This window comes from Chryseobacterium sp. ISL-6, from assembly GCF_018613715.1.
Classification (GTDB): domain Bacteria; phylum Bacteroidota; class Bacteroidia; order Flavobacteriales; family Weeksellaceae; genus Chryseobacterium; species Chryseobacterium paludis.
In genome coordinates this window covers 114,649-141,359 of sequence record NZ_JAGGPT010000006.1, presented here as the reverse complement: position 1 = coordinate 141,359, position 26,711 = coordinate 114,649, and the positions used below count along the sequence as shown (strand labels likewise).

Genomic DNA, 26,711 nt, shown 5'->3' with positions numbered 1-26,711 from the left:
TAATATTTAATTAGAACTTGTAAGTCACGCTTCCTAAAGCGTTGATCAGTCTTTGTGGGTTAGCTGTAGTATACCCGATCCAATAATGTTGGTTCGTGAAGTTGTCTACTTTTATTCCTATTCTGAACTTTTTAGCATCATAAAAGGCATTGGCATTTAATACGATGTAAGAGGGTAACGTAAATACGTTGTTGGTTCCTGTGTCAGGATCTAGCATATTTACGATCTTATTGCTGCTTGCATAATTTCCACCAACACCAAATCCTAAACCTTTAAGATTGCCATCCAAAAATTGGTAGCTTGCATATAAATTAACTAGATAAGGAGATCCGGAAGTATTGGGTCTTCTGTTTAAAACAGATTTGTCAGCCTTTGTATATGATGAGTCGTTATAGGTGAAGCCGGCAATTGCTGTAAAACCTTTTACTAAATAAGCATTGATCTCAAGTTCAACTCCTTTACTTACAATGGTACCATCTTGTGTTTGTGCGTTGTTGTATTTTGGATTTGGAGTGCTTCTTAAAGCATCTTTTACTTTGATATTATAGTAACTTAGTGTAGATGAAATTTTTCCGTTGAATAAACTGGTCTTTATTCCTCCTTCCATTTGGTTAGCCTGCTCTGGCACGGCTGTTGTCATTTGGCCTTCTGTATTCGTGTAATAATCAAGGTTTTTGAAGCTGTTCTGGTAGTTTCCAAAAAGGGAAACTTTATCTTTTATTACTTCATATACAATTCCAAGTTTTGGAGAGAAAAAGGTTTGGTTAAAGGCCTTAGCAGTCTCTAAAGTTTTAGGATCTACTATGCCTGGTTTATTTGAAAAACGGTCCACTCTTAAGGCCATTAAAACACTTAGGTTATCCGTAACATTCAAAACGTTAGAAAGGTAAACAGCATAGTTGTTTTGTATACTTTTTATCAGATACGGAGTTTCGTTTCCTGCCATAGCATCGTATTGAGCCTGTAGTGCAGTGCCATTAAAGTTTGTAAAATCAAAACCAGGCTGATGTAAAGGAACGGGTATTGAACTTCCATCAGGTCCTTTATCAAAACCGTTGACATCAAAGAAATTCTGATCATTATTAATTCTTAAATAATCAAAACCTAAAACAACGCGGTTTCTTAAATTACCGATACGGAAATCTCCGTTAAAGTTTTGTTGGAAATTAATTGCTTTCTTTCTACTGTCTCTGGTTGATTGATCACTTCGGTACATTTTTGTAGGATCATCTCCCATAAAATACAGATAGGGCATAAATCCATCAGAATAACTTGAAGAGGTACTGATATTGGTAGAGGACTTGATCGTATTGGAGATTTTATAGTTAACCTGTCCGAAGAAGTTGATACTCCTTCCTGTATTGTTGAGGTCTTTTCCTAGATATGAATTTTTATAATCCAGATTAAGATCTTTAATATTGTTGACTTTCTGTAAGTATTTACCAGAATAGAAGAAGAAAGTCTGGTCACTCATACTTTTCATATTGAACAATTCCATTTCGAAATTGATGTTCAATCGATCTGTAGGGTTGTAGCTCAGACTTGGAGCAATCGCTAAGTTTCTTCTATAACCTTCAGTCTGGAAAGTTCCTTCATTCGTATAAGCAGAATTCAATCTGAATAATAACTTTTTATCTTTCGTAAGTGGAGTATTGATATCTACTGATGCTCTGTAGGTGTCATAATTTCCACCAGATAGACTGATATTACCTCCAAATGTGTCAAAAGGTTTTTTTGTAACCCTGTTAATCACACCTCCGTAACTTGTCAGTAAACTTCCAAATAAAGTCCCGGATGGACCTTTAAGAACTTCTACTTTTTCAAGGTTAATGGCATCTATTGTTCCTGTTATTGATCCGAGAACACCATTTCTTAAAGAGTTTGAAGATACAAATCCTCTTAAATTAATATAAGCTCCTCCATCACCTGCTCTTCCATTAGCAGTCCACATCGTTTGTAAGCCCGGAATGTTTCTAAATGCCGCATCAACGGTATAAATAACCTGGTTTTCTAAAATTGCTTTGTCAATACTTGAATAGACCTGCGGATTTTCAATTGCTTTCAGGGACATTTTGTTGGAATAATCACTGTCCTTTTTGATGTAAGTGTTCATAATAACTTCATCAATCTTTTTTACATTAGCCGAGTCTTTTTCTTGTGCAAAAGTGAACATAGAACCCAACACAGAGACACCAATCAGTACATTCTTCATGAAAGCAAATTTTTTGCAAATATATTGTTTTTAATTATTCTAAATAAATTAGAGCGTTGATATTTATCATGTAAAAGATATTTATGGAATAACAAAAAGCCGCATCAAGTATTCTTGATGCGGCTTTTATTATAGTTTTATTATTTCTTATGCTGGAATTTCTCCTTTGTATAAGAATGAAATAATTTCTTTGTTCATTTTATCTACCATCTCACTGAACAGGTGGAAAGATTCTTGTTTATAAATAACAAGTGGATCTTTTTGCTCATAAACAGCACCTTGTGAAGATCTTCTCAGATCATCCATTTCACGCAAGTGAAGTTTCCAGTTATCATCGATAATCGATAATGTGATGTTCTTTTCAAAATCATTGATTAAAGTATCACACTGGCTTTCATATGCTTCTTTAAGATCCGTAACAATGGTCAATGTTTTATGGCCATCAGTGAAAGGAACCTGGATCATTTTGAACATTGAACCTTGATTTTGAAATACATTCTCAATAATAGGGAATGATTTTTCTTTCAATAAATTCAATTTCATTTGATAATCTTCCTGAGCAGCTTTAAAAAGAATATTGGTAAGATCCTGAACTGTTTTATTACCAAAGTCAGTTTCAGAAACCGGAGATGCCATTGTAAAGTATTTGATTACCTCAAATTCAAAATCCTTAAAGTTTCCATTAGCTTTTCCGCCTGCTGCAATAGAACTAGATACATCGAAGATCATATTTGTAATATCATACTTCAGGTGATCTCCAAATAGAGCGTTCTTTCTTCTTTTGTAGATTACATCACGCTGCTTATTCATTACGTCATCATACTCAAGAAGTCTCTTTCTGATTCCGAAGTTATTCTCTTCTACTTTTTTCTGAGCTCTTTCAATAGACTTACTGATCATAGAATGCTGAATGACTTCACCTTCTTTATGACCCATTCTGTCCATCATTTTAGCGATTCTTTCGGAACCGAATAAACGCATCAGGTTATCTTCAAGAGAAACATAGAACTGAGAACTACCAGGATCTCCCTGACGTCCCGCTCTACCTCTAAGCTGTCTGTCAACACGTCTTGAATCGTGTCTTTCAGTACCGATAATAGCTAAGCCTCCTGCTTCTTTTACTTCTTTAGTAAGCTTGATATCCGTACCACGACCTGCCATATTGGTTGCAATAGTTACAACTCCCGGCTGTCCTGCTCCTGCAACGATTTCAGCTTCCTTCTTGTGAAGTTTGGCATTCAATACCTGGTGTGGAATTTTTCTTAATTGAAGTGCCTTTGAAAGCAATTGAGAGATTTCTACAGAGGTTGTTCCTACAAGAACAGGTCTTTTTGCTGCAGTTAATTTTTCAATTTCCTCAATTACGGCATTATATTTTTCTCTATTAGTTTTGAAAACTAAATCTTGTCTGTCATGTCTTAAAATAGGACGGTTGGTAGGAATTACCACAACATCTAATTTGTAGATTTCCCAAAGTTCTCCAGCTTCAGTTTCAGCAGTACCCGTCATCCCCGCAAGTTTATTGTACATACGGAAATAGTTTTGAAGCGTTACCGTTGCAAACGTTTGAGTTGCAGCCTCAATCTTTACATTCTCCTTTGCTTCAATAGCCTGGTGAAGACCATCTGAATATCGACGACCCTCCATGATACGTCCAGTCTGTTCGTCAACGATTTTTACCTCACCATCAATTACTACATATTCATCATCTTTTTCAAATAATGTATAGGCTTTTAATAATTGGCTCATGGTATGAACACGCTCAGATTTTTCAGCGAAATCGGAGAAAAGTTTTTCTTTAGCTTCAAATTCCTCTTCTTTAGATAAATTTTTAGCTTCCAGTTCTGCAATTTCAGTTCCGATATCCGGAAGAACGAAGAAATTGTTATCAGAGTTTCCTTGAGACATGTATTCTACACCTTTGTCTGTCAAATCAACCTGATTGTTTTTCTCTTCAATTACAAAATATAGATCTTTATCTACGATCGGCATATCACGGTTGTTGTCCTGCATATACTGACCTTCAACTTTCTGAAGCAATGCTCTGTTCCCGCTTTCCGATAAAAATTTGATTAATTGTCTGTTTTTAGGAAGACCTCTGTAAGCCTGAAGTAATTTAAAACCTCCTTCTTTCGTGTTTCCTGCAGCTATTAATTTTTTAGCTTCGTTAAAAATAACAGAAACTGTTTTTTTCTGAACTTCTACGATTCTGTCAATAGATGGTTTAAGAACATCAAATTCCTGTCTGTCTCCCTGAGGAACAGGTCCGGAAATAATCAGTGGTGTTCTTGCATCATCTACTAATACAGAGTCAACCTCATCCACGATAGCAAAGTTTAATTCTCTCTGCACAAGTTCTGAAGGTGAAGTTACCATGTTATCTCTTAGGTAATCGAAACCAAATTCATTATTTGTTCCGTAAGTGATAGATGAGTTGTATGCTTTTCTTCTTCCGTCTGAATTCGGTTGGTGATTATCGATACAATCGATAGACATTCCGTGGAACTGATAAAGAGGTCCCATCCAAGCCGAGTCCCTTTTTGCAAGGTAGTCATTTACTGTAACTACGTGAACTCCTCTTTCTGAAAGAGCATTTAAATAAATAGGTAATGTTCCTACTAAAGTTTTACCTTCACCGGTTGCCATCTCTGTGATTTTACCACTGTGAAGAATAACCCCTCCAATAAACTGAACATCATAATGCACCATATCCCAAACTACTGGAGTTCCGGCTGCATCCCAAGAGCTTTTCCAAACTGCTGTGTCTCCCTGAATTTCTACAAAATCTTTAGTTGCAGCAAGTTCCCTATCCATAGCTGTTGCAGTTACACGGATCTCTCCATTCTCTGCCCATCTTCTGGCTGTTTCCTTTACCAATGCAAAAGCTTCAGGAAGAACCTGTCCTAAAACTTTCTCTTCAATTTCGTAGGATTCTTTTTTGAGAGATTCAATTTTTGCAAAAAGAGCTTCCTTTTCATCAACATTAGTTGAATTTTTTATCTGCTCCTTTATTTGTTCTACCTGCGCTGTAATGGTACTCGTTGCTGATTTAATTTTATCTTTAAATTCAGCAGTTTTTTCCCTTAAACCATCATCACTCAATTGCTGAATGCTAGGTTCAACAGCCTTGATTTTTGTTACAACTTTTTTTACTTCTTTTAGGTCCTGCGCTTTCTTGTCTCCCAAAAACCCTTTAAGAACTTTATTTAAAAAACTCATAAAAATTTTGATTTAGGCTCAAAACTTTAGCCTTGAGCATTTTAATTATTACACCTTCATGGTGCTATGATATATCTAAAAAAGCTTTAAACAAATAGCTTAAAGCTTTTTAAGGTTTAATATTCGTCCTCGTTCCAAAGGTAATCCTCATCGGTTGGATAGTCACTCCAGATCTCATCGATGGCATCATAAATTTCTCCTTCATCCTCGATAGCCTGAAGATTTTCTACTACTTCCATAGGTGCACCAGTTCTGATTGCATAATCGATAAGTTCTGCTTTTGTCATTGGCCAGGGTGCGTCACTTAAATATGAGGCTAGTTCTAATGTCCAGTACATAATTTTCTATTTTTTTTGCAAAAGTATAAAAATAGGTTATATAATAAACTTTTTTATACTTGATTTTCAATTCTTTTTATTAACTTTTGTTCATCACAGGCTTTATTCCCTTGCGTAACTATACCTGCAACTTGCTTGATGTCATTTTCTCAAAAACCATTCCATAAATTTTTTTATGCCATTTTGGAAGTCTGTGGCTGGTTTGTAGCCAATTAAAGTCTGTGCCTTTGTAATATCGGCATTGGTTTTCTTTACATCTCCAGGTTGCATAGGCAGTATTTTTTTGTTAGCAGTTCTTCCAAGTGCCTTTTCAATAGTCGAAAGCATTTCAGAGAGGGTGATTACTTCACTTTCACCCAAATTAATAATTTCATATATATGAGAATTGCTTTCCAAGTAGATGATAGATTTTAGAATTCCATCAATAATGTCATCAACGTAAGTGTAGTCTCTGGCAGTATTTCCATCTCCATAACAAGGGACTTCTTTCCCTTCAGAGATTAATTTTGTGAATTTATGTATCGCTAAATCAGGTCTTTGTCTTGGTCCGTATACCGTGAAGAATCTCAATTGTATCATATCAATATCATACAAATGATGATAAACATGTCCAAGAATTTCTCCACATTTTTTAGTTGCTGCATAAGGTGAGATAGGATTGTCTACATTGTCTGTTTCAGCAAAAGGAGTTTTTGCGTTGTTTCCATAAACGCTTGAAGAAGAGGCACAAATGAATTTTTTGATGTTGAATTCTTTACAGAGTTCCCATAGATTCATTGTTCCTTTTACATTTACTTCTTCGTATTCCAGAGGCCTTTCAATGGAAGGACGTACCCCCGCAAGTGCTGCAAGATGAATTACTAAATCAATTTTATTGTTTTTAAATATCTCTTCCAGACCGTTTTTTTGTCTAATGTCTTGAAAATATAGTGTGTAATTGCCTGATTTAGTGATGGAAATTAATTTTTCAATGTCTTCTTCTTTATTAGAAAAATTAAAGTTTACCTCTTTGCCGACAGATTCTAAAGTATTTTCAATTTTTATCTGATAATTATAAAAATTATCGAAACTGTCTATGTTTATGACAGAATGTCCATTTTTCAACAGTTGTTCTATTAAATGAGAACCTATAAATCCACTCCCTCCAGTTACAAGATACGTCATTCGTGTTTTTTTATGATCACAAAAATATAAAATTTAAAACTTGAAAATATAATCATTAAATTTACTTAAAAAAGTAATATAAATTTATGCAGTTTCAAGGGCAAATTTTAAAAATGACGAGCTATGATGATCAGCCGATTCAATATTATCTTAATCTTTCTGGAGATTTAATTCATATGAACGAGTTGTTTGGAAAAGAGCTAACCATAAAACATACCGGATTTCAATGTGTCAACTGTGGTGAAAACAAGCCTATCTATAGAATGGGATTCTGTAAGAACTGTTTTTTTGAAAGTCCTTATGCCAGTGATACGATCATCCGTCCGGAACTCTCGACAGCTCATTTAGGTGTTGGTGAACGTGATTTGGAAATAGAAAAAGCAATTCAGCTTCAGCCTCACACCGTGTATTTAGCCTATACTGGAGATGTAAAAGTGGGTGTGACCAGAAACACTCAGATTCCGACAAGATGGATCGATCAGGGAGCAACCTTTGCTTTACCTATTGCCAGAACTGAGAACCGTTATGAAGCAGGAATGATAGAAGTTGCATTAAAAGAGCATTTACCAGATAAAACAAATTGGAAGAAAATGTTACAGGACGATTTTGAAGGAGAAATAGATCTTGCTGATTTTCAACAAAAAATAAAAGAATATTTTCCAGAGGATTTTCAGAAATTCTATAGTGAAGGTGAAGATCTATGGAAATTCGATTATCCTTTTGACAAACCTGAAAAAGTAACCTCTTTTACATTAGATAAGAAACCTGAGTTTACAGGGAAATTAATAGGAATAAAGGGGCAGTATTTAAGTTTTCAAGGCGGCAATTTTATAAATGTAAGAGGACATGAAGGATATGTGATTGAATTGACTGTAAAAAATTAATATTATATTTAGATATAATTATTTCAAAACACAAACATGAAAAAATGGGTTAAGAAGTTATTGATTGGTCTCGGTATCTTGGCAGTAATTTTCTTACTGGCCAACTTTGGGCTAAATTTTTGGCTGAAGACCCAGCTTCCTAAGTATATTAAAAACAATACGGATTATAAAGTATCTTATAAAAAGTTGGATATAGACTTGGGAAGTGGAAATATTCTCGCAACAGGAATTACCGTAAATAGCAAAAATCCGAAGAATATAGATGTTATTGGTCTTCAGGGTACAATAGATACCCTGCAAATTAGTCGTTTGGGTATTTATAATGCTGTTTTTAAAAAGAATATCAGTTCTAAAGATCTATTACTGGCAAGTCCCAATCTCAATATTACTTTAGCGAAACCGATAGATAAAAAGACAGGAAAAAAGAACAATCCTGTATTATTTGAGAATATCAGAATCAATAATGGGAATATTAATATTTTCAAGTACACGAAGCAAAAATTTTTAGGAGTAAAACAATTCAATCTATTTGTAGAAAATCTGCAAATGACGGAGGAGTCAGTAGAAGATAAATTACCAGTAGTTTTTGATAAATATGATATTAAGGGGAGAGATTTTTTCTTTCGACCAGGTAATATTTATGCTTTAAAAATTAGTAAAATAACGACCACGAACACGAACGGGGAGATGTTGATAGAGAATTTTAAACTTATTCCTTTGTTAACCTTTGATGAGTTTAAAAGGTTTTATCCTAAAAAAAATAAACTCTTCAAATTTGATATCCAGAAAATGGAATTTAAAGATATCATTTTAAAGAAAGATAAAATCTCTCTTAGTAATGCAAATCTTCAGAATCCCACACTTTTAGTGTACACGACAAATGCTGTTGTAAAGAAATCTGATAAACCGGTGGCTTTTGAAGTTAATTTGGATGATATTAAATTAAGCAATGGTACTGTTCAAATTATTAAACCTGATGGAAATAAACTTTTAGTTGCTCAAAGTTTAAATCTCAAAATTAATAAACTCCTGTTCAATAAGGAATCTGCTGAAAATATGATTCCTATAAATTATAAAGACTTTAATTTTTCAGGGAAAAATATTCATTACACAGGCAAACAAAACATTAATGTTGAAAGCTTAGCTTTAAATCCTAAAAGCGGAGAATTGAGAAATATTTCAGCTTTACCCACGGACTCAAAAACATCAATGGATTTTAAAGCCAACCATATTGCATTTAATATTAATAAATGGGAATTTATTGATAAAAAGCTCAATCTTGATGTTAAAGATGTTCTTGTAGATGGGGTACATGGTACAATTAAAGCGCGTGAAGTAGCTCAAAAAAAGAAAACTGAATTGAAAGGAATTCAATTTCCATTGGTAATAAGAAAGGTCATCATAAAAAACTCAAATATTATTTATGATAAGGAAGATCAGCCTTTAACTTTTAATGACCTCAATGCAACAATAAATAATATAGAGCTCAAACCAAAAGCGGATAACTCAGGACTTGCTGTTAGTGTAAAAGATTATATACTTACAACGAAGAACTTCGCCTACAAAACAAAGTTTTATAATATGAGCGTGGGTCTTCTTAAAGTAAATAAGAATAAAATTCAGGTTAATAATTTCGCAATGAAACCTTTGGTTTCAAGGGCTCAATTTATCAAAATGATACCGGTTGAGAAGGATTTGTATGATTTGAAAGCAGGACAGGTTACGGCAGAAGGCAATTGGGATCTGTTCTCTAATAATAAATTTATTAATGCATCTAATGTAGTCATCCAGTCCGCTGATGCAAATATTTTCAGAAGTAAGATTCCTAAAGATGATCCGAAAGAAAAACCTCTATATTCAAGATTGCTTCGTTCCATAAAAATTCCACTGTATGTTAGTAATCTGGATTTGAAGAATTCTATTCTAGTATATGAAGAAGATACTCCTGAAAGTGCAGGTCCTGGAAAGTTGACGTTCAGTAATTTTAATATGAATGTGAAAAACCTTAATTCCGCAAAGCTTAAAGGAAAGCCTACTCAGGTAAAAATAAAAATAGACTGTTCATTTATGAATCTGGCTCCTTTTGCTGTAGATTGGAATTTTGATGTTGCCAATCATAATGACGTGTTTGCTATTTCGGGTAAAGCAATCAACCTTCCAGCAGAGGGAATCAATCCATTTATAAGGCCTTATCTTCATATAACAGCGAAAGGAACTATTCAGGAAATGGTTTTTAACTTCAAAGGAAATCCTAAAGGTTTAAATGGAACCTTTAATCTGAGACATAAAGATCTGAAAATTGCTATTTTAGATAAGAACAATAAAGAAAAGAAAAACTTTATAACAGCTATTGCTAATTTGGTTATAAAATCAGATTCAGGTAAGTTTCCAGAATCTGTTACTGTAGAGAATGTCGAAAGAGATCCTACAAAATCTTTCTTTAATTTATTCTGGAAAGGCGTGGAGGAAGGTCTTAAGAAGACTTTAATAGGAATTAATGTTGATAAGGCGAAGAACGCTGTGAAAAATACGGTTTCTACTGTTAAAGATGTCAAGAATACAATTAAAGATATTGATATAAAAGCAATCAAAACTAACAATAAAAATACAGAAGAGAAACCCGGACAGCCCGGAGAACAGGAAAAAAAGAAAGGGTTTCTGAAAAATATTTTCAAGAAAAAAGAGAAACCCGGAACTGAATAGCTTCGGGTTTGTATATATATGTTTAAAAATTGAATTCGTCGCTTTCCTGAACCGGAATATCTCTTAAGAATTCATCAAATTTTTCACCAGGGTAATTACTATCTGCACCATAAGAATCGATCATCATTCCAATATTTCCGGCAGTGTCTTTTAGTACATACAGAACTGCATTATCATCAGGATCGCTTTCTCCCTCGAAACGGTATGTTTTTAAGATCGTTAAATCTGAAGGTTTATAGGGTTTGTCCGAGTTTTCGAACTTCATTTCGCCAGTTTCATCTAATCTGAATTCTCTTTGTATTCCCCTTTCTGATAAGGTCTTCATTACCTGGCTTAATGTGGTCATTCTATCGAGGTTTTCTGAATTTTCCATAATAATACTTTTTCCTGTTTAGTACAATAATTAAACCATTATTTTAATGAAATTCCTAAGTAAACGAAATATTCTTCACAAGAATTATTTTTCTAATGTTAACAAAATTTATAATTAAGGAAAACAGAAAAGGTACATTTTTTGCAATACAGAGAGTAATAAATCGAGTACAATATGAAAAAGGAAATTGGAGTTTTATTGGCAGGAGGAGTTGGTCTTTTGGCAGTATTAAGTTTCTTAGGAATAAAAAAGATTTTAAGTAAAAAAGATAAAAAATATAGTGATTATTATTCAGATTATCACAGACACTTTGATGGAAAAGATCTTGATGAAGAGTATCATGGTGTCGAATTTTATGCACTGAAGTAGTAAAACAATATATCAGATTATGTTTTAAATCCAACACTTTCAACAGTGTTGGATTTTTTTGTGGAAAACTTTAGTGTTAAAACTAATTATTTTTTGATCAAACCCCTATAATTTTACATCAGAATGCAGAACGAAAATATCATAAAAGGGCAGGGTGCACAACGAAACGTAAATAATCGTTTCGACAGGTATACCTTTGAACCTGAGGATGAAGATTTCGAAACTGTAAAAACATCCTTCACAGAAGTTTTTCCAAAAACCATTGTGAATCAGGTGAAAAGTGATGACCTTCCAATGGAGTATTCTATGAACCCTTATCAGGGGTGTGAGCATGGGTGTTCTTATTGTTTTGCACGGCCAACACATGAATATTGGGGCTATAGTGCAGGGATTGATTTTGAAAGAAAGATCATGGTGAAAAAAAATGCACCTGAATTATTAGAGAAATTTTTTCAGAAAAGAGGATATAAACCGGAACCTATTTTACTTTCTGGAAATACAGATTGTTATCAACCTGCTGAAAGGCAGTTTGAAATCACACGCAAGCTACTGCAAGTGTGTCTTGAGTATAGACATCCTGTTAATATATTAACAAAGAATGCTTTGGTTTTAAGAGATTTAGATCTATTAAAACCTATGGCAGAACAGAACCTTGTATCTGTTTCCCTGAGCATTCCTACGATGAATGAAGAGCTTCGAAGAAAAATGGAACCCAGAACCAGCTCTGCCACAAATAAACTGAAAGCAGTGGAAATTTTGTCCGAAAATAAAATTCCTGTCCACATTATGGTTGCACCCGTAATTCCTGGGCTGACAAGTGATGAGTCTTTGGGTATTTTGAAGGCAATTTCAGATGCTGGTGCTTTGAGCTTTGGTTATACATTGGTAAGACTGAATGATGCTGTAGAGCCCATATTTGTAAAATGGATAGAAACTCATTTTCCAGACAGAGCACAAAAAGTGTTGAACCTTATTCGCTCGATGCGTGGTGGAAAGCTTGGTGAAAAAAGATATTTTGATCGTTATAAAGGAGAAGGGAATATTGCAGAAATGATTCATAATACCTTTAAAATTGGTAGAAAAAAGTTTTTCGAAGGAAGAGAATTTCCAAAACTCACAACAAAAAATTTTACTGGGACAAAAGAGCAGCAGTTAAGATTGTTTGATTGATTTCTGTTTTATAGATAGGAGTTTATTTAATTCGCAAATAAATGTCTTAGCAAATACTTATAGAGAAAAATAAAACCATTCTTTTGAAAATGGTTTTGTTATAAAGAACAGATTGTTTTAATAAATAATGGGTTGCTCACCATCGGGACAAATAAATTCTAACCGACACAATGCACGATAGGTAATTCCATCACTACACACATAAACACAGTCTCCGGGAAAAGGATAACTTATTCCTCCAGACATCGTTTTTAATTCTGTTTTTGATAGTTTTTTTAAGTTTTTCATATAGTTTTAATTAAAATTTGATAACAAACTAAAGGTAGTCAAAATAATATTAAGTCAACCTGTTTTGAATTATTTAATCAAAGTGAAGTATTAATCTCTTTTACAGAACCATATTGTTTTAAGATTAATTAAAAAACAGAAACCGCCCCAAAAATGGAACGGTTTCTTATAATGTTGTAGAGCATTAATATTTTCTACATAGAATCATCCGGACATTTGAAGTCATTACTGCATGTTGCACAAATGACAACACCATTGCAGTAGTACATACAAAAGTCTTCTACTGGTTTGATGATTCCTGCTCCTGAAATAGTCTTTAATTGACCGTTAGTTAGTTTTTTTAAGTTTTTCATACTGTTTTAATTAAAAATTTGATACAGAAGTAAATATATAATTAAAATATGAAATGAAAAACAAAATTTTTGAAATTATTTTTTAATCAATCCTAACTCAATAAGCCTTTCATGCAAAAATTCTCCTGCAGTCGTATCTTCATATAATTTTGGATTATTTTCATCAATACAATTTTCAAGACAGTTAAGAGACATTTCGCTTACAGGATGCATAAAGAAAGGAATTGAATATCTTGAAGTACCCCATAATTCTCTTGGTGGATTTACCACTCTGTGAATGGTAGATTTCAATTTGTTGTTCGTATGTCTTGAAAGCATATCACCAACGTTGATCATCAACTCATCAGGTTCAGCAATAGCATCAATCCATTCTCCTTTATGATTCTGCACCTGAAGTCCTTTTCCTTGGGATCCCATTAGAAGTGTAATCAAATTAATGTCTCCATGAGCAGCAGCTCTTACCGCGTCATCCGGTTCCTGAGTAATTGGAGGGTAATGAATTGGTCTTAAAATAGAGTTTCCTTCAGCTATTTTATCATCAAAATAAAACTCATCCAGACCCAAGTACAATGCTAAGGCTCTTAATACATATTTGCCTGTTTTTTCCAACATCTGGTAAGTTTCTTTACCTACTGTGTTGAATTTGGGAAGTTCGTCAACAATAACATTGTCAGGATACTCTGTCTTGTATTTTGAGTCATCCGAAACATACTGTCCGAAATGCCAAAATTCTTTTAAGTCTCCTTTTTTAAAGCCTTTTGCAGTTTCTTTACCGAATCCTACATAACCTCTTTGTCCTCCAATTCCGGGAATTTCATACTTCTGTTTCGTTTCCGTAGGAAGTTCAAAAAAGTTTTTCACCTCACCATAAAGATCACCTACTAATTGATCATCAAGAAAGTGGCCCTTTAAGGCAACAAAACCAATTTCTTCGTAAGCTTTTCCGATTTCATTTACAAATTTCTGTTTGCGTTCCGGGTTGTCCGAAAGGAAATCACGCAGGTCTACACTAGGTATTTTGTCCATTTTTAGAAATTTAACGTGGGTGCTAAATTACGTCTTTTTTAGATTAAATGATTTTACAATTTAGTATTTATGAACTACATTTGTCATATGAAAAAATATTCTTCTAAGAGAAGTATTCAGATACTAGCAAACCTTCTCCAGCAGTACGGAATTTCAGATGTTGTCATTTCTCCAGGATCGAGAAATGCTCCCATTGCGATTCATTTTTCAGAAATAGATCATTTTAACTGTTTTAGTATTGTAGATGAAAGAAGTGCCGCTTTCGTTGCTCTGGGAATGGCTAAAAGTGAAAAGAAACCTGTTGCAATTACTTGTACCAGTGGTTCTGCAACGGTTAACTATTATCCTGCTGTAACAGAAGCATTTTATCAAAATGTCCCTCTTTTAGTGTTAACTGCCGACAGGCCAATAGATTTCGTTGATATTTTTGACGGACAGACCATACGACAGAATAATGTTTTTCATCAACATTCTTATGGAGATTTTCAGCTTTTAGAAGATAAAGAGGAAAATGCTGAGGATATCAATTTTGAGACGATTAAAAAAGCGATTGAACTTTGTTTTGAAAAACAAGGTCCGGTACATATTAATATTCCCCTGGAAGAGCCCCTGTATGAATTGGTTTCAGAACTGCCAACTTTTCCTACAGTTGAAAAAACCATTAAAAAGAAAGAATACGAGATTCCTTCCAACCTTGTTGCAGATTGGAATACTTCTCAGCGTATTATGATCTTGGTTGGAACAAAAGATTACAGTCCGGAATTGGAAAATCAATTGTCACAGTTGGTTAAAAATCACTCAGCTGTAGTGCTAAGTGAGGCGAACTCCAATGTGTATCATGAAAAATTTTTCCGTTTCATAGATCGTTATATTTTTAACTTCACTGAAGAAGACTATAAAAAATATGCTCCAGATTTATTAATTACCGTTGGGCAGAATGTAGTTTCTAAGAAAGTAAAACAGTTTTTAAGAAAAGCCCGCCCAAAGCAACATTGGCATCTGGACGAAGTCTGGCAACCGGATACCTATTTTTCTTTAACAGAAAAAATTGAAATAAAACCAGAAATTTTCTTTTCAAAATTATTAAAATTTATCAATCTTGAGCCAAGACCATATTTCAACCTTTGGGATGTCCTCAGAGATAAGAAAGATGCGAAACACGAAAAGTTTTTGAATCTGGCTGAGTTTTCTGATTTCTATTTCTTTAATAAAGCTTCGCAAACAGTACCGGAAAATTATAACATTCATTTCAGTAACAGTTCTGCAATCAGATATGCACAACTATTTGATTTTGGTAAAAGAAGAATGTACTGCAACAGAGGAACCAGTGGAATTGACGGCTGTACCTCTACGGCAATGGGGTTTGCGATCAAGAGTTCTAATCCTACCTTGTTGATTACAGGAGATTTAAGTTTTTTCTATGATATCAATGGTCTTTGGAATCAATATATCCCTCCGTTTGTAAGGATTATCATTTTTAATAATGGGGAAGGAAATATTTTTAAAATTATTCCTGGACCTGGAAATGCCAACCCAAATACTTTAGATGAGTTCATTGCAACAAAGCACCATAAGAACGCTGAATATTTAGCAAAACACTTTGGTTTCGCATATACAAAAGTAGAGGATGACAGAACTTTAGATAGGGTATTAGATAATTTCTTCAAACCGGATACTCAGCCTAAAATATTGGAAATCAATACTTACGGTACAAATAGTGCAGATGTATTAAAGGGTTATTTTGAATTTATGGCAGAAAACTAAATATCCAGATATTCTTCATTACCAGGCAAATTATTGATCCTGTCGATAGGATAAATAAACATATCATCGAAATCATTCAAAGCATTAATCAATTGGAAGTGTGAAAATTGTTTAATGTTTTGTAAGGTGATTTCCATTTCTTTTATTTTCTTTTTCTTTAAAAGGTTTTGTCTTTGAACACCATTCAAAAGATAAGTTGTGGGAGTAAACCATTCTTTACCTTTCATAAATAAAAGATTGGAAAATGAAGTGTCGGTTATATGATTGTTTTTAACAATAATAATTTCTTCAGCTTTAGATTTCATTTTCATTTTTTCTAACTCCTTTCGGTCTTCAAATTTGAAGGAATAATCAAAAGTATTATTTTCCACCAACTGAAAATCCTGTATTTCCGGAATAGCGTAAGGTATCATCTGTGTTCTAACCTTTTTATCCAGGTCATAAGCCACTCTTAGTTTGAAAAGACCGTCTTCGTCATGATCAAGGTTTTTGAAGATTTTTGACAGATCAATAGAGCCTTCCTTACCAAAATGGGCAAATGTTTGATTTACACGCTTTTGGTGGAAATCTAAAAGAAAAACTTCCTGGTCTTCTACTTTAATACTTTCAATAAATTGGAACATAAATTTTATTTTTCATTTCCTGATATTCGTCTTCTAACTTGCTCATATGGGTTATCCCTCCACCACTCTTAAAATACAGAGTGCCATTTTCTTTCTCAATGAAACGGATCATTACACAACTGTCGACATTTTCGCCATCAAACCAGCCGCAAACTCCTGTATAGTAGCCCCTTTTATAGCCTTCAGCCTTTTGGATGATCTCCAAGGTCTTTGGTTTAGGTGCTCCTAAAATAGAACCTGCAGGAAGTAATTTTTTCATAATACTTCCAACCTTCCCTGAAAATTCAGGCTTTAAATTTCCTGTAATTTCTGAGCTCATCGCGTAGAGATCCTTTTGTTGTGTTCTGATAAGATCAATATGTTGAAACTGATCAACTTTCACATCATCTGCTACCATACTGAGATCATTCCTAAGCAAATCGACTACCGTGTAATGTTCAGCTTTTTCTTTCTTATCGTTTTTCAGAACTTCTTTTGCATTTTCTACTGCAGCATCAATAGTTCCCTTCATTGGGTAAGTATAAATTTTACCATTAATGATCTTTACAAAAGTTTCAGGAGAAAAAAATACGAAAAAATCTTTATAAAAAACTTTATATTTCGCATCGGAGTGAAGAAATATTTCTTTCAAGGATAAATTTGTTTCTATTTTAGTTTTTCGTGTATAATTAACTAAATAAGAGTTTCCAAGACGAATATTTTTCTGAACCTCATCAAATCCATTTTTAAAACTTTCTAATGATTCAGGATATGACTTCCATATTATTTCTTTGTGTAATTTTTCCTTGTTGTTAGATATTGAAATTGACTGAAAATCAATTAATAAACCTGATTTTTCAATCTCATTCTCTAGATAGATTTCAACCTTCTCACTTAGGAAGTCGATGATAAAGAAAAAGGGAGTTTTCTGAAGAGAAAGCTCGTCCATTTCCATAAATTTTTGATGATTCACTGAAAACATTCGACAAAAGTACTTATTGATGTTTACTTTTGCACAAAATATTTTACATGCAGAACAAATATCCACAGAAACCGGGAATTGATTTTATACTGAAGCAGGCATTTTTCTATTGGAATAAAACTTTAATTTTTCAATTGATGTTTTCCATTATTTACTTTGCGATATTTTTTACAGGAATGTTTTTTTTCGCCTCACGATTTGGGATCTGGGAGCAAAATCAAGAATTGGCTGAAGCTTTTCGTTTAGGAACCAAGGCTTATATGGAGAAAGCAGCTGTTATAAGTGCCACTGAAAATTACAAGAATTTCAGTTATTGCCTTTTAGGGGTTATTGTTTTTCTTTATCCTTTAAATCTCGGGCTTTTCCAAATATTCAGAAAAATTGATCTTAAAGAGAAAATAGTTTTAGGTGATTTGTTTGCGGGTTATAATGGATCTAATTTCTTTAAGTACATCAGTTACTTTTTATTTTGGTTTTTCGTTTACCTGCTATCGGCACAAACGATTATTCTTGGAATTGTATGGGTTATGGTTACTCTATTTGTTGCTCCACTGATGTTTTTTACCGATAAAAGAATTTTTGAAGCCATTACTTTAAACTTTAAGGCTTTGAAAATGTATTTTGTAGAAATAATGGTTTGCGTTATTGTTGCATTTATATTTAAATATGTTGGATTCGCATTGTTTCTAGTGGGTGGACTCTTTACTTTTCCTTTTTGGAATGCTATAATATATTCATTGTATAAGACCGTTTTTTCAGAAAAAAATTAAATTTTGGCTTTGTTTAATGCTTTTTTTATCAAAAAAAATTAAATTTGGTAAAACATTAAAAAATTAAACCATGTCTGGATTCGACGAATTTGATCAGCAAGGCTCCGTACCTAATAGAGATACGGGCTCAATTATTTCGCATGCCTTCGAAATGTATAAAGGAGTTTTTCTTTATGCTATTGTCGCAATGATAGTGTATATCATCGGTGGATTTATAATTCAAACGGTAACAGGATTCAATTCTGCCTCTATGATGGAAGAAATGAGAGATGCTGGTGATGATTTCTCTGGATTTAGCTATTGGAATGCACCGGGATTTCCGTTGTACCTTACCTTATCAGGATTGCTGGGTATTCTCCTTGCTCCTTTGTATGTCGGATTAATATTTATTGTGAATAAATATAACACTAAAAATCCTATTGAATTTGCTGACTTATTTATCGGATACCGTCAGAATTTTGTGAATATATTGATTTACAGTCTGATCTCGGGAGTTATATCCAGCGTGGCTCTATCCATTTGTTTTATCCCGTTCTTTTTTGTTTATCCCTTGTTGTTGTTGGGTTATCCAATTTTATTATTTGAAAATGCTTCAGCAACAGAGGCTTTGGGAAAATCTTTCAATATTGCAAAAGAAAATTATGGTGTTTTTCTTGGAACAACCGTGGTTGGACTGTTAATATCTTTTGCAGGTATTGTACTTTGCTTCATAGGGGTTATTATTACAGCTCCGTTTATTATGGTTGTAATGTATTCTGCATATTGTGCTTTTCTGGGGAAACCAAGACAAATATTGTTAAAGTAAATTATGATAAATAAAGAGAAACAAATAAGCGGGGTGGCAATAAAGCAGGTTTTCTTGCTTGCTATTATATTAGTGTTGACGGGGCTGATTTGTTTTAACCTCGCCCTTTTTATACCTTCGGTTTTGGGGGCACTTACGATCTATGTTGTATGTCGCAAGTATAACTTTTATTTGCAGGAGGTGAAAAAATGGAAACCATGGCTTTCATCACTGGTGTTAATGCTTGCCAGTTTGATCATTCTTATTCTGCCGATCTATTTTATAGCTGATCTATTGATTGATAAACTAGGGAATGCACAGGCTTATATGACCAAGTTTAATGTATTTCTTGAGAAAATACATACTTATATTGATACAAAGTTTGGGTTTGATATATTGAGTAAGGAAAATATGGATAAGGTAAAAGGTTCGGTAGGAAAAATCTCTTCGGTTGCTCTTAGTGGAACCTTTAATACGCTTACCGTAATCATGTCAATGTATTTTATTCTTTACTTTCTTTTAGAAAAACCAAGACTTTTTGAAAAAATATTGACATCATCTGCTCCCTTAAAGAGAGCTAATGTCTCTCTGATCGGCGATAAAATGAGAAAGCTGATTATGGCAAATGCCATAGGAATTCCTGTTGTTGCTATTGGCCAGGGGATTGTGGCACTTATAGGGTACTTTATCTTTGGTGCACCCAGTCCTGTATTACTTTTTGCATTAACAGCTGCTGGTTCCATGATCCCGGTTGTTGGGGCAGCCATTGTGTATATTCCGGTTTGTATTTATATGATTGCTGTGGGTGATACAGGACCGGGACTTGGTCTTGCTGTCTACTGTTTGGTGGTCGTGGGACTGACGGATAATTTGCTGCGTTTTACACTTTTGAAGAAACTGGAAGATATTCATCCCCTTAATACAGTATTTGGAATTATTATGGGAATGAATTTGTTTGGCTTTATGGGGCTGATTTTCGGGCCTATTCTGATCTCTCTTACTCTTCTACTCATTCAGGTGTATAGAAACGAATTTTCAGATGATGAGGCACATCCTGAACTGGAGTTGCCAGATAAGGACAATGATTTAGATAATAAAGTTGATTTAATAGTATAAGTTGTGGAAGGAATAAACCCAGAAATATTGAAAGAAATATGTGTTGCTAAAATGCCGTTTGGAAAACATGAAGGAACTGTACTGGCTGATTTGCCAATTAGTTATCTCGAATGGTTTCAACGACAGGGAATGCCGAAAGGAAAACTTGGAATGCAGCTTTCAACCATTTATGAAATAAAGCTGAATGGCTTGATGGATCTGTTGACACCACTTCGCGGGGGAACAGTAAATTATGAAAAAATAAAAACCAAGACTTATAAATTTTAATATAAACAGATGGATTCTCAAAAGCTCGTTGATATTTTAAAATTGGAGCCACATCCTGAAGGAGGCTATTATAAGGAAACGTACAGATGTGAGCAGATATTAACCTTAGAAGATGGGAATGTAAGAAACATAAGTACCGCTATTTATTATTTGTTGGAAAATGAAAACAAATCTTCTTTTCATCGAATTAAATCTGATGAATTATGGTTTTTCCATCAAGGAGAGCCTTTGGAAATTGTTTTTATAAAAGATGGGAAGCTACATACCGTAATTTTGGGGAATTCTATAGAAAACGGACAGATACCGCAAGTAAGAATTGAAGCCAATTTGTGGTTTGCTGCAAAAATTTCAAGTGGGAAAGGTTATTCATTAGTTAGCTGTACCGTTGCTCCTGGGTTTGATTTTTTAGATTTCGAACTAGCAGAAAGAAGCGTATTACTTGAACAGTATCCTGATTTAAAAGAAGTAATTAAAGAATTTACACATTGAGATTTATTTGAATGATTTCCTACTCCTCTAAAGTAAATTTATAATATCTCTAAAAAGAGAACATTGATAATGAAAAGAGACAAGCTATTGCCTGTCTCTTTTTATTTATTAGTAGTGTAATACATGTATAGTTCCTTAAAGTATTTAATGTGTAAATAAAATGGAATTAAATAAAAGAGTCGGTGTCACTTTTTTGTATTTCCAATTTTTTTATTTATTAAATGAATATATTACAGGAACAAGAAAAAGTATAGATCCGATAAAAAACGCAAATGTTAATAAATGAATTCTGTAATCATTAATTCTTAAAAAAATGAACTGGTTAACTATTCTCAATGCCCAAAATCCAGAATTAGCTAATAGAAAGTATTTACCGAAATTTGTACCTGTTATTTCATGATTAAAAAAGAGACATATTAAACCAGTGGTGAAGAAGACAAAAATTATCTGGATGTTTAAGATTTGCATAACTACTCTATTGACTTGAGAAAGCTTTTCCAGGTCTTTTTTCCAATTAAAAAACTTCCAAAAGAATAAGTGAAACACACCAAGTATTAAAGAGTAAATCCCGCAAATAATGATGATTGTTTCCACTGTTGTTCTGTTTAGTTTTTCAGACCTGCAATTTCATCACGAAGCTTTGCCGCTTTTATAAAATCAAGGTTTTTTGCTGCCGCTTCCATTTCTTTTTGCTTTTGCTCGATCATCTTCTCAATATCTTCAGTAGCGTAATTTGCTTTGGCTTCGGCAACTTTCTGAATAATTTCCTTTTGGGTATATTTTGAATCAGGGAAATCCTTACTTCTTCCAACTAGATTTTCTGAAATTTTTTTATTTAAAGCAGTTGGTACCAAACCATTTTCTTCATTATGCTGCATCTGTTTTGCACGGCGGTACTCTGTTTCATCTATAGTAGCTTGCATCGATTTTGTCATCTTGTCAGCATATAGGATAGCCTTGCCGTTAATATTCCTAGCCGCACGTCCAACCGTCTGAATCATTGATCTTCTGCTTCTTAGCATTCCTTCTTTGTCGGCATCTAAAATAGCAACCAGCGAAACTTCAGGTAAATCCAATCCTTCTCTTAATAAGTTGACTCCGATCAAAACATCGAAAACTCCCAACCTTAGATCCTGCATGATCTGTATACGTTCCAGTGTTTCAACATCTGAATGGATATATCTGGTTCTTATTCCGAATTTTGTAAAATATTTGGTGAGCTCTTCAGCCATTTTTTTTGTTAGTGTGGTCACTAAAACTCTTTCATCTGCAGCAGATCTTTTATGGATCTCTTCCATCAGGTCATCAATTTGATTTAATGATGGTCTTACTTCAATAACAGGATCCAGAAGTCCTGTAGGACGAATGATCTGCTCAATATAGGATCCTCCGGTTTTTTCCAACTCATAATCGGCTGGTGTTGCCGAAACATAGATGACCTGATTCTGCATGGTTTCAAATTCGTCAAATTTTAATGGTCTGTTATCCATTGCAGCAGGAAGTCTGAAGCCATATTCTACAAGAGCTTCTTTTCTGCTTCTATCGCCGCCATACATCGCATGAACCTGAGGAACAGTTACGTGACTTTCATCAATGACCATCAGGAAATCTTTTGGAAAATAATCGATAAGACAGAAAGGTCGAGAACCAGGGAGTCTTCCATCCAGATATCTTGAATAGTTTTCGATTCCCGAACAGTAACCCAATTCTTTTATCATTTCAAGATCTAGCTCTGTTCTTTCCTGTAGTCTTTTTGCTTCCAAAGGCTTGTCTACGGAGCTAAAGAAATCCACTTGTTTTACCATATCATCCTGAATACTTCTGATTGCTCCATTTAAAGTTTCCTTGGAGGTAACAAATAAGTTAGCAGGGTAGATTTGAATCTGCTCAAAATTAGACGTTACATTTCCTGTAACAGGATCGAAACTCTGGATCTTTTCAATCTCATCACCAAAGAACTGAATTCTGACACCATCATCTGCATATGCTGGGAAAACATCGATTACATCTCCTTTAACCCTGAATGTTCCCCTCTGAAATTCGTTTAGAGTTCTTGCATAGAGTGCACTTACTAAAGAGTGAAGAAGTGCCGTTCTTGTCACTTTCTCACCAATTCCAATCGATATAAGGGATTTGTGAAATTCAGATGGGTTTCCGATACCATAGATACATGAAACGGAAGCTACGATTAATACGTCCCTTCTTCCCGAAAGCAAACTTGCAGTAGCAGAAAGACGTAATTTTTCCACTTCTTCATTAATGCTCAAATCTTTTTCGATATAGGTTCCCGTGGTTGCAATATAAGCTTCAGGCTGATAGTAATCATAATAGCTTACAAAATACTCGACAGCATTGTCAGGGAAAAACTCCTTAAACTCCATGAAGAGCTGGGCTGCCAAAGTTTTATTATGCGCTAAAACCAGGGTAGGCTTTTGAACATTGTTTACAACATTGGCTATTGTAAAAGTTTTTCCAGATCCTGTAACCCCTAGTAAAGTCTGATATTTCTCACCGATTTCAATTCCTTCGGTAAGTTTTTCAATAGCTTGAGGCTGATCTCCGGTTGGTTTGTATTCTGAGTGAAGATTGAAATTCATACATCAAATTTATGAAATAAAAAAGAGTCCTAAAGCGGACTCTTACAATTATTATCATTTTTTACTATATTCAAAAGTCATCGTTATTGGAAGTCTGAAGACAGTTGCGGCTGGTTTGCCATCAGCAAGTGCTGGCTCCCATTTTACGTTTTCTGTAGCAGACTTTACCGTTCTGTAAACTTCATCATTAAAAACCCTGTTATTACCATCTGTTGTTATCTTGTCAACTGTGCCATCTTCTTTAATTGAGATAAAAACGTCGGATCGTATATGCCCTTCATTTCCATTAAGAAGACTTCCATTGAAGTTTTTGGAAATTTTGTTTCTTAGCTCATTAATTCCTTGCGGAAATTTTGCCTGAACAAAAGAGTTGTTTGCTGGGGGTGGTGGCGGCGGAACATCAGGGTTTCCAGCCATATTCGCTTTCTTTCCTTTTGTTTTCTCTACTGGAGGAGGTGGTGGTGGAGCCATTTCAGAATTTCGATTGATTTTCCCTTTCTTGGCTGCTCCTTTTTTTGTTGGACGAATGGTATCCGAAGCAATTATTTTGTTCGTTGTGCTTTCTTGTTCGTCAGCTGTTTTTTGTGAAGCATTTATCAACGATATTTTTCCATGCTCTTTTGAGTCATCTATATTTGAAACAGAATTGCTGGCGTATGTTTTCTCCACAAAAAGACCAAAGGCTATTATTAATATGGGAAGCGCCGCTGTTTTTTTCAGCCAGGTAAATTTTGATTGTTTAGTGTTCATCATAATAAATCGTTTTTTGGTATTGTTAAAATTAAATGGATGAGTAAATTCAAGCTTTTGAGAATCAATTATTTCATTAAGGATTAAATTCTGATAATCCCTAACATTGAAATTATTTTCCAGAACAGTCTCATCAGCGAGAAATTCATGATTGGTAATGATTGCTTTTTTATAAAAATAAATAGCAGGATTAAACCATGTTAAGATTTTAATAATTTCGATTAAAAATAGATCCCAGCTATGCTTTTGATCCAAATGGCTTTTTTCGTGTAAAAATATTCGTGGATCTATTTTACCATTGACTAGGTAGTTTTTTCCAAGATAAATGGTGTTTGAAAAAGTAAAAGGAGACAGATTATTTTCTGTTAATATTATTTTGTAGTTGAAGTGAGTTGTTTTTTTTCCTTTAATATTTTTAATCTTCAGGATTGAAATGATGGCTTTTACAAGGAGGGCAATAGCAATGATCCCATATATGATCCATAATGCGTTCACCCAGTCAAAGCTTTCCTGTTTTGCATGGAGTGATTGTATTTGCTGGGTTGCCTCTTCAAAAATGAGTTGTGATTCCTGTTTTGAAATTGGATTTTCCACTGTAATTGAAATGAAAGGAACCGAGTATGAAAACAGTAATGAAAAAAGTAAGAAAAATCTGTTGAAACGATACATTTTTTCTTTTTCCAATAAAAAATAATACACCGTAATAAGTAGCGAAGAGCATAAAATTATTTTGAGAAAAATGTAAAACATCTTTAATCTTTTATTTGTTGATCAATTATTTCGCGGAGTTCTATCAACTGTTTTTGAGATAATTTTGCATTAGACGTAAAAAATGATGCAAATTGTGTTACCGAACTGTCGAAAAAACGGTCAATCATAGAAGTCATTTCTTCCTTGAAATATTCTCCTTTACCTACTTTTGGATAGTATTCACGAGAATTTCCATATAATGTATAGCCTACAAGATCTTTATTCTGCATCCTTTTTAATAAGGTTGCGACTGTTGTGGAAGCCGGCTTTGGTTCAGGGTAAAGGTCTAGAATATCTTTCATGAAAACCTTTTGTTTATCCCAAAGAATTTCCATAATCCCCTTTTCGGAATCTGTTAACTTTATTTCTTTCATGTTCTACTTTTTGATAGTTTGTTCTACAAATGTAGAATAAAATTTTGAACACGCAAATTTTTGTGGCATTATTTTTCCATTCATTTTTTAAATCACTAATCCCAATACTATGAAATTCAATAAGTTTTATGTACCCGCTTTCAGTCTTTTCTTACTTTTATCGGCATGTAAAAAGAATAATGCAAATGCCCAGCAGGTCTCAAAGGACGGCGGCGTTGAAACAGAAAAGCCGAATTCTAATTATAAACCTGCATTTGCAGGACAAACGAGAATTAAGGCTGTAAAAACCACAACACCTTATAAAGTAGAAGTCTTAACTAAAGATTTGGGCAGACCTTGGGGCATCATAAATTTACCCGATGGGAAATTTTTAATTACAGATAAGAAAGGTTTTATGAATGTTGTTTCTACTGATGGAAAGCAAATTTCTAAAATTGAAGGATTTCCAAAAGTAGATTCAAAAGGTCAGGGTGGAATGTTGGATGTAGCGCTTGATCCTGATTTTAAAAATAATAATACGATCTATTTCAGTTTTTCTGAACCTTTTGGGAAAGGGAACTTAACTTCCGTTGCAAAGGGTAAACTTTCCGGAGATCTCAAAACTATAACAGATGTGAAGGTTATTTTTCGAGCAGAGCCGTCATATGATGGAGATAAGCACTATGGAAGTAGATTGGCCTTTGATAAAGAAGGTAACTTATTTGTAAGTACTGGTGAAAGATCAGACAAAGAAACAAGGATATATGCTCAGAAAACAGATAATTACTTAGGTAAAATTCTTAAAATCACAAAAGATGGTAAACCGGCTCCGGGAAATCCATTTATTGGAAAAGCAGGATATAAGCCCGAAATATATGCTTATGGAGTAAGAAATCCTCAAGGAATGGCTATTGACCCAAATGGAAATCTCTGGGATGTTGAAATGGGACCGAGAGGGGGTGATGAGATTAATTTTATCCAACCCGGTAAAAATTATGGTTGGGGAGATGTTACTTATGGTATTGAATATTCTGGAGAAAAAGTAGGACAGGGAATTACTCAAAAAGAAGGAACTGAACAGCCTGTTTACTATTGGGATCCTGTGATTTCACCAAGTGGAGTTACTTTCTATACGGGAAATATCGATGAATGGAAAGGGAATTTGATCATTGGATGCTTAAGCGGAGAACATATCAACCGAATTGTAATGAAGAACAATAAGGTTGTAGGTGAAGAACGTCTTTTAGCTGATCAGAAAGAAAGATTCAGGGATGTACTCGATGGGATGGATGGAAATATTTATGCAGTAACAGATAGTGGGAAATTGTATAAAATATCAAAGAAATAAAATAAATAAATAGATAAAGAAGGCTCCTGAAGTTATCGGG

24 protein-coding genes are annotated in these 26,711 nt (G+C 34.0%); 11 read left to right on the top strand and 13 right to left on the bottom strand.

Translation table 11 applies throughout. The annotated features are described in order from the left end of the window. Positions 1-10: 10 nt before the first annotated feature. The 4 genes from J7E44_RS11390 to J7E44_RS11375 form a co-directional block, all read right to left on the bottom strand. A complete protein-coding gene (locus tag J7E44_RS11390) occupies positions 11-2,212 on the bottom strand; it encodes a TonB-dependent siderophore receptor (protein ID WP_214829548.1) in 2,202 nt (733 codons plus the stop codon). A 147-nt stretch (positions 2,213-2,359) separates the two neighbouring features. Continuing rightward, entirely contained in the window at positions 2,360-5,431 is a 3,072-nt protein-coding gene (gene secA, locus J7E44_RS11385) for a preprotein translocase subunit SecA (protein WP_214829546.1), read from the bottom strand. Between the two features lie 116 nt (positions 5,432-5,547). Further along, positions 5,548-5,769, bottom strand: coding sequence for a DUF2795 domain-containing protein (locus J7E44_RS11380; protein ID WP_027382805.1), 222 nt, complete (start codon positions 5,767-5,769; stop codon positions 5,548-5,550). A gap of 141 nt (positions 5,770-5,910) precedes the next feature. After that, positions 5,911-6,933 carry a GDP-mannose 4,6-dehydratase gene (locus J7E44_RS11375; protein WP_214829544.1) on the bottom strand — a complete coding sequence of 341 codons (1,023 nt, stop codon included), beginning with the start codon at positions 6,931-6,933 and terminating at the stop codon, positions 5,911-5,913. Positions 6,934-7,019: 86 nt separating this feature from the next. Between J7E44_RS11375 and J7E44_RS11370 the strand changes: the two genes are divergently transcribed. Both J7E44_RS11370 and J7E44_RS11365 read left to right on the top strand, forming a co-directional pair. Beyond that, entirely contained in the window at positions 7,020-7,817 is a 798-nt protein-coding gene (locus tag J7E44_RS11370) for a DUF2797 domain-containing protein (RefSeq protein ID WP_214829542.1), read from the top strand. 36 nt (positions 7,818-7,853) lie between these two features. Then, positions 7,854-10,520 (top strand): hypothetical protein, encoded by a 2,667-nt coding sequence (locus J7E44_RS11365; RefSeq protein WP_214829540.1) that lies wholly within the window; start codon positions 7,854-7,856, stop codon positions 10,518-10,520. 22 nt (positions 10,521-10,542) lie between these two features. Here the strand turns inward: J7E44_RS11365 and J7E44_RS11360 are convergent, their stop codons facing one another. Beyond that, positions 10,543-10,893, bottom strand: a complete 351-nt coding sequence (locus tag J7E44_RS11360; RefSeq protein ID WP_214829538.1) for a hypothetical protein — start codon at positions 10,891-10,893, stop codon at positions 10,543-10,545. A gap of 174 nt (positions 10,894-11,067) precedes the next feature. Here J7E44_RS11360 and J7E44_RS11355 point away from each other — a divergent pair, with 174 nt between their 5' ends. Further along, positions 11,068-11,262, top strand: a complete 195-nt coding sequence (locus J7E44_RS11355) for a hypothetical protein (RefSeq protein ID WP_214829536.1) — start codon at positions 11,068-11,070, stop codon at positions 11,260-11,262. A gap of 123 nt (positions 11,263-11,385) precedes the next feature. After that, positions 11,386-12,432, top strand: a complete 1,047-nt coding sequence (locus J7E44_RS11350; protein WP_214829534.1) for a PA0069 family radical SAM protein — start codon at positions 11,386-11,388, stop codon at positions 12,430-12,432. A 117-nt stretch (positions 12,433-12,549) separates the two neighbouring features. On the opposite strand, the gene J7E44_RS11345 is transcribed toward J7E44_RS11350, so the two are convergent. The 3 genes from J7E44_RS11345 to J7E44_RS11340 form a co-directional block, all read right to left on the bottom strand. Next, complete coding sequence (locus tag J7E44_RS11345; RefSeq protein ID WP_214829532.1) at positions 12,550-12,720, bottom strand: bacteriocin-like protein; 171 nt, start codon at positions 12,718-12,720, stop codon at positions 12,550-12,552. A 194-nt stretch (positions 12,721-12,914) separates the two neighbouring features. Continuing rightward, complete coding sequence (locus J7E44_RS24410; RefSeq protein WP_449243589.1) at positions 12,915-13,073, bottom strand: bacteriocin-like protein; 159 nt, start codon at positions 13,071-13,073, stop codon at positions 12,915-12,917. A 75-nt stretch (positions 13,074-13,148) separates the two neighbouring features. Next, a complete protein-coding gene (locus tag J7E44_RS11340; RefSeq protein ID WP_214829530.1) occupies positions 13,149-14,099 on the bottom strand; it encodes an isopenicillin N synthase family dioxygenase in 951 nt (316 codons plus the stop codon). Between the two features lie 87 nt (positions 14,100-14,186). On the opposite strand from J7E44_RS11340, the gene menD reads away from it, so the two are divergent. Continuing rightward, positions 14,187-15,863 carry a 2-succinyl-5-enolpyruvyl-6-hydroxy-3-cyclohexene-1-carboxylic-acid synthase gene (gene menD, locus J7E44_RS11335; RefSeq protein ID WP_214829528.1) on the top strand — a complete coding sequence of 559 codons (1,677 nt, stop codon included), beginning with the start codon at positions 14,187-14,189 and terminating at the stop codon, positions 15,861-15,863. Here menD and J7E44_RS11330 read toward each other — a convergent pair. Together J7E44_RS11330 and J7E44_RS11325 are read right to left on the bottom strand one after the other, a co-directional pair. Further along, positions 15,860-16,486 (bottom strand): aminotransferase class IV, encoded by a 627-nt coding sequence (locus tag J7E44_RS11330; RefSeq protein ID WP_214829517.1) that lies wholly within the window; start codon positions 16,484-16,486, stop codon positions 15,860-15,862. The genes menD and J7E44_RS11330 overlap by 4 nt on opposite strands. Then, complete coding sequence (locus tag J7E44_RS11325; RefSeq protein WP_214829515.1) at positions 16,470-17,447, bottom strand: aminodeoxychorismate synthase component I; 978 nt, start codon at positions 17,445-17,447, stop codon at positions 16,470-16,472. Before J7E44_RS11325 ends, J7E44_RS11330 begins: the two co-directional genes overlap by 17 nt. A 47-nt stretch (positions 17,448-17,494) precedes the next feature. Here J7E44_RS11325 and J7E44_RS11320 point away from each other — a divergent pair, with 47 nt between their 5' ends. The 5 genes from J7E44_RS11320 (at position 17,495) to J7E44_RS11300 (ending at position 20,873) form a co-directional block, all read left to right on the top strand. After that, the gene (locus tag J7E44_RS11320) at positions 17,495-18,217 is read left to right on the top strand and encodes a hypothetical protein (protein WP_214829513.1); all 723 of its coding nucleotides are present in this window, start codon (positions 17,495-17,497) and stop codon (positions 18,215-18,217) included. A gap of 70 nt (positions 18,218-18,287) precedes the next feature. Further along, positions 18,288-19,022, top strand: a complete 735-nt coding sequence (locus tag J7E44_RS11315) for a beta-carotene 15,15'-monooxygenase (protein ID WP_214829511.1) — start codon at positions 18,288-18,290, stop codon at positions 19,020-19,022. Between the two features lie 3 nt (positions 19,023-19,025). Further along, on the top strand, positions 19,026-20,117 hold the full coding sequence (locus J7E44_RS11310) for an AI-2E family transporter (RefSeq protein WP_214829504.1): 1,092 nt from the start codon (positions 19,026-19,028) through the stop codon (positions 20,115-20,117). A 12-nt stretch (positions 20,118-20,129) separates the two neighbouring features. Continuing rightward, positions 20,130-20,384, top strand: coding sequence for a DUF3820 family protein (locus J7E44_RS11305; protein ID WP_214831306.1), 255 nt, complete (start codon positions 20,130-20,132; stop codon positions 20,382-20,384). A gap of 9 nt (positions 20,385-20,393) precedes the next feature. Then, a complete protein-coding gene (locus J7E44_RS11300) occupies positions 20,394-20,873 on the top strand; it encodes a cupin domain-containing protein (protein ID WP_214829502.1) in 480 nt (159 codons plus the stop codon). Positions 20,874-21,478: 605 nt separating this feature from the next. On the opposite strand, the gene uvrB is transcribed toward J7E44_RS11300, so the two are convergent. From uvrB to J7E44_RS11285, 3 genes are all read right to left on the bottom strand, one after another. Further along, positions 21,479-23,470: an excinuclease ABC subunit UvrB gene (uvrB, locus tag J7E44_RS11295; protein ID WP_214829494.1), complete on the bottom strand. Its 1,992-nt coding sequence runs from the start codon at positions 23,468-23,470 to the stop codon at positions 21,479-21,481. Between the two features lie 54 nt (positions 23,471-23,524). After that, positions 23,525-24,889, bottom strand: coding sequence for a M56 family metallopeptidase (locus tag J7E44_RS11290; RefSeq protein ID WP_214829492.1), 1,365 nt, complete (start codon positions 24,887-24,889; stop codon positions 23,525-23,527). A gap of 83 nt (positions 24,890-24,972) precedes the next feature. Further along, positions 24,973-25,344, bottom strand: a complete 372-nt coding sequence (locus J7E44_RS11285; RefSeq protein ID WP_214829490.1) for a BlaI/MecI/CopY family transcriptional regulator — start codon at positions 25,342-25,344, stop codon at positions 24,973-24,975. A gap of 109 nt (positions 25,345-25,453) precedes the next feature. Here J7E44_RS11285 and J7E44_RS11280 point away from each other — a divergent pair, with 109 nt between their 5' ends. Continuing rightward, on the top strand, positions 25,454-26,671 hold the full coding sequence (locus J7E44_RS11280) for a PQQ-dependent sugar dehydrogenase (protein ID WP_214829488.1): 1,218 nt from the start codon (positions 25,454-25,456) through the stop codon (positions 26,669-26,671). Positions 26,672-26,711: the final 40 nt, after the last annotated feature.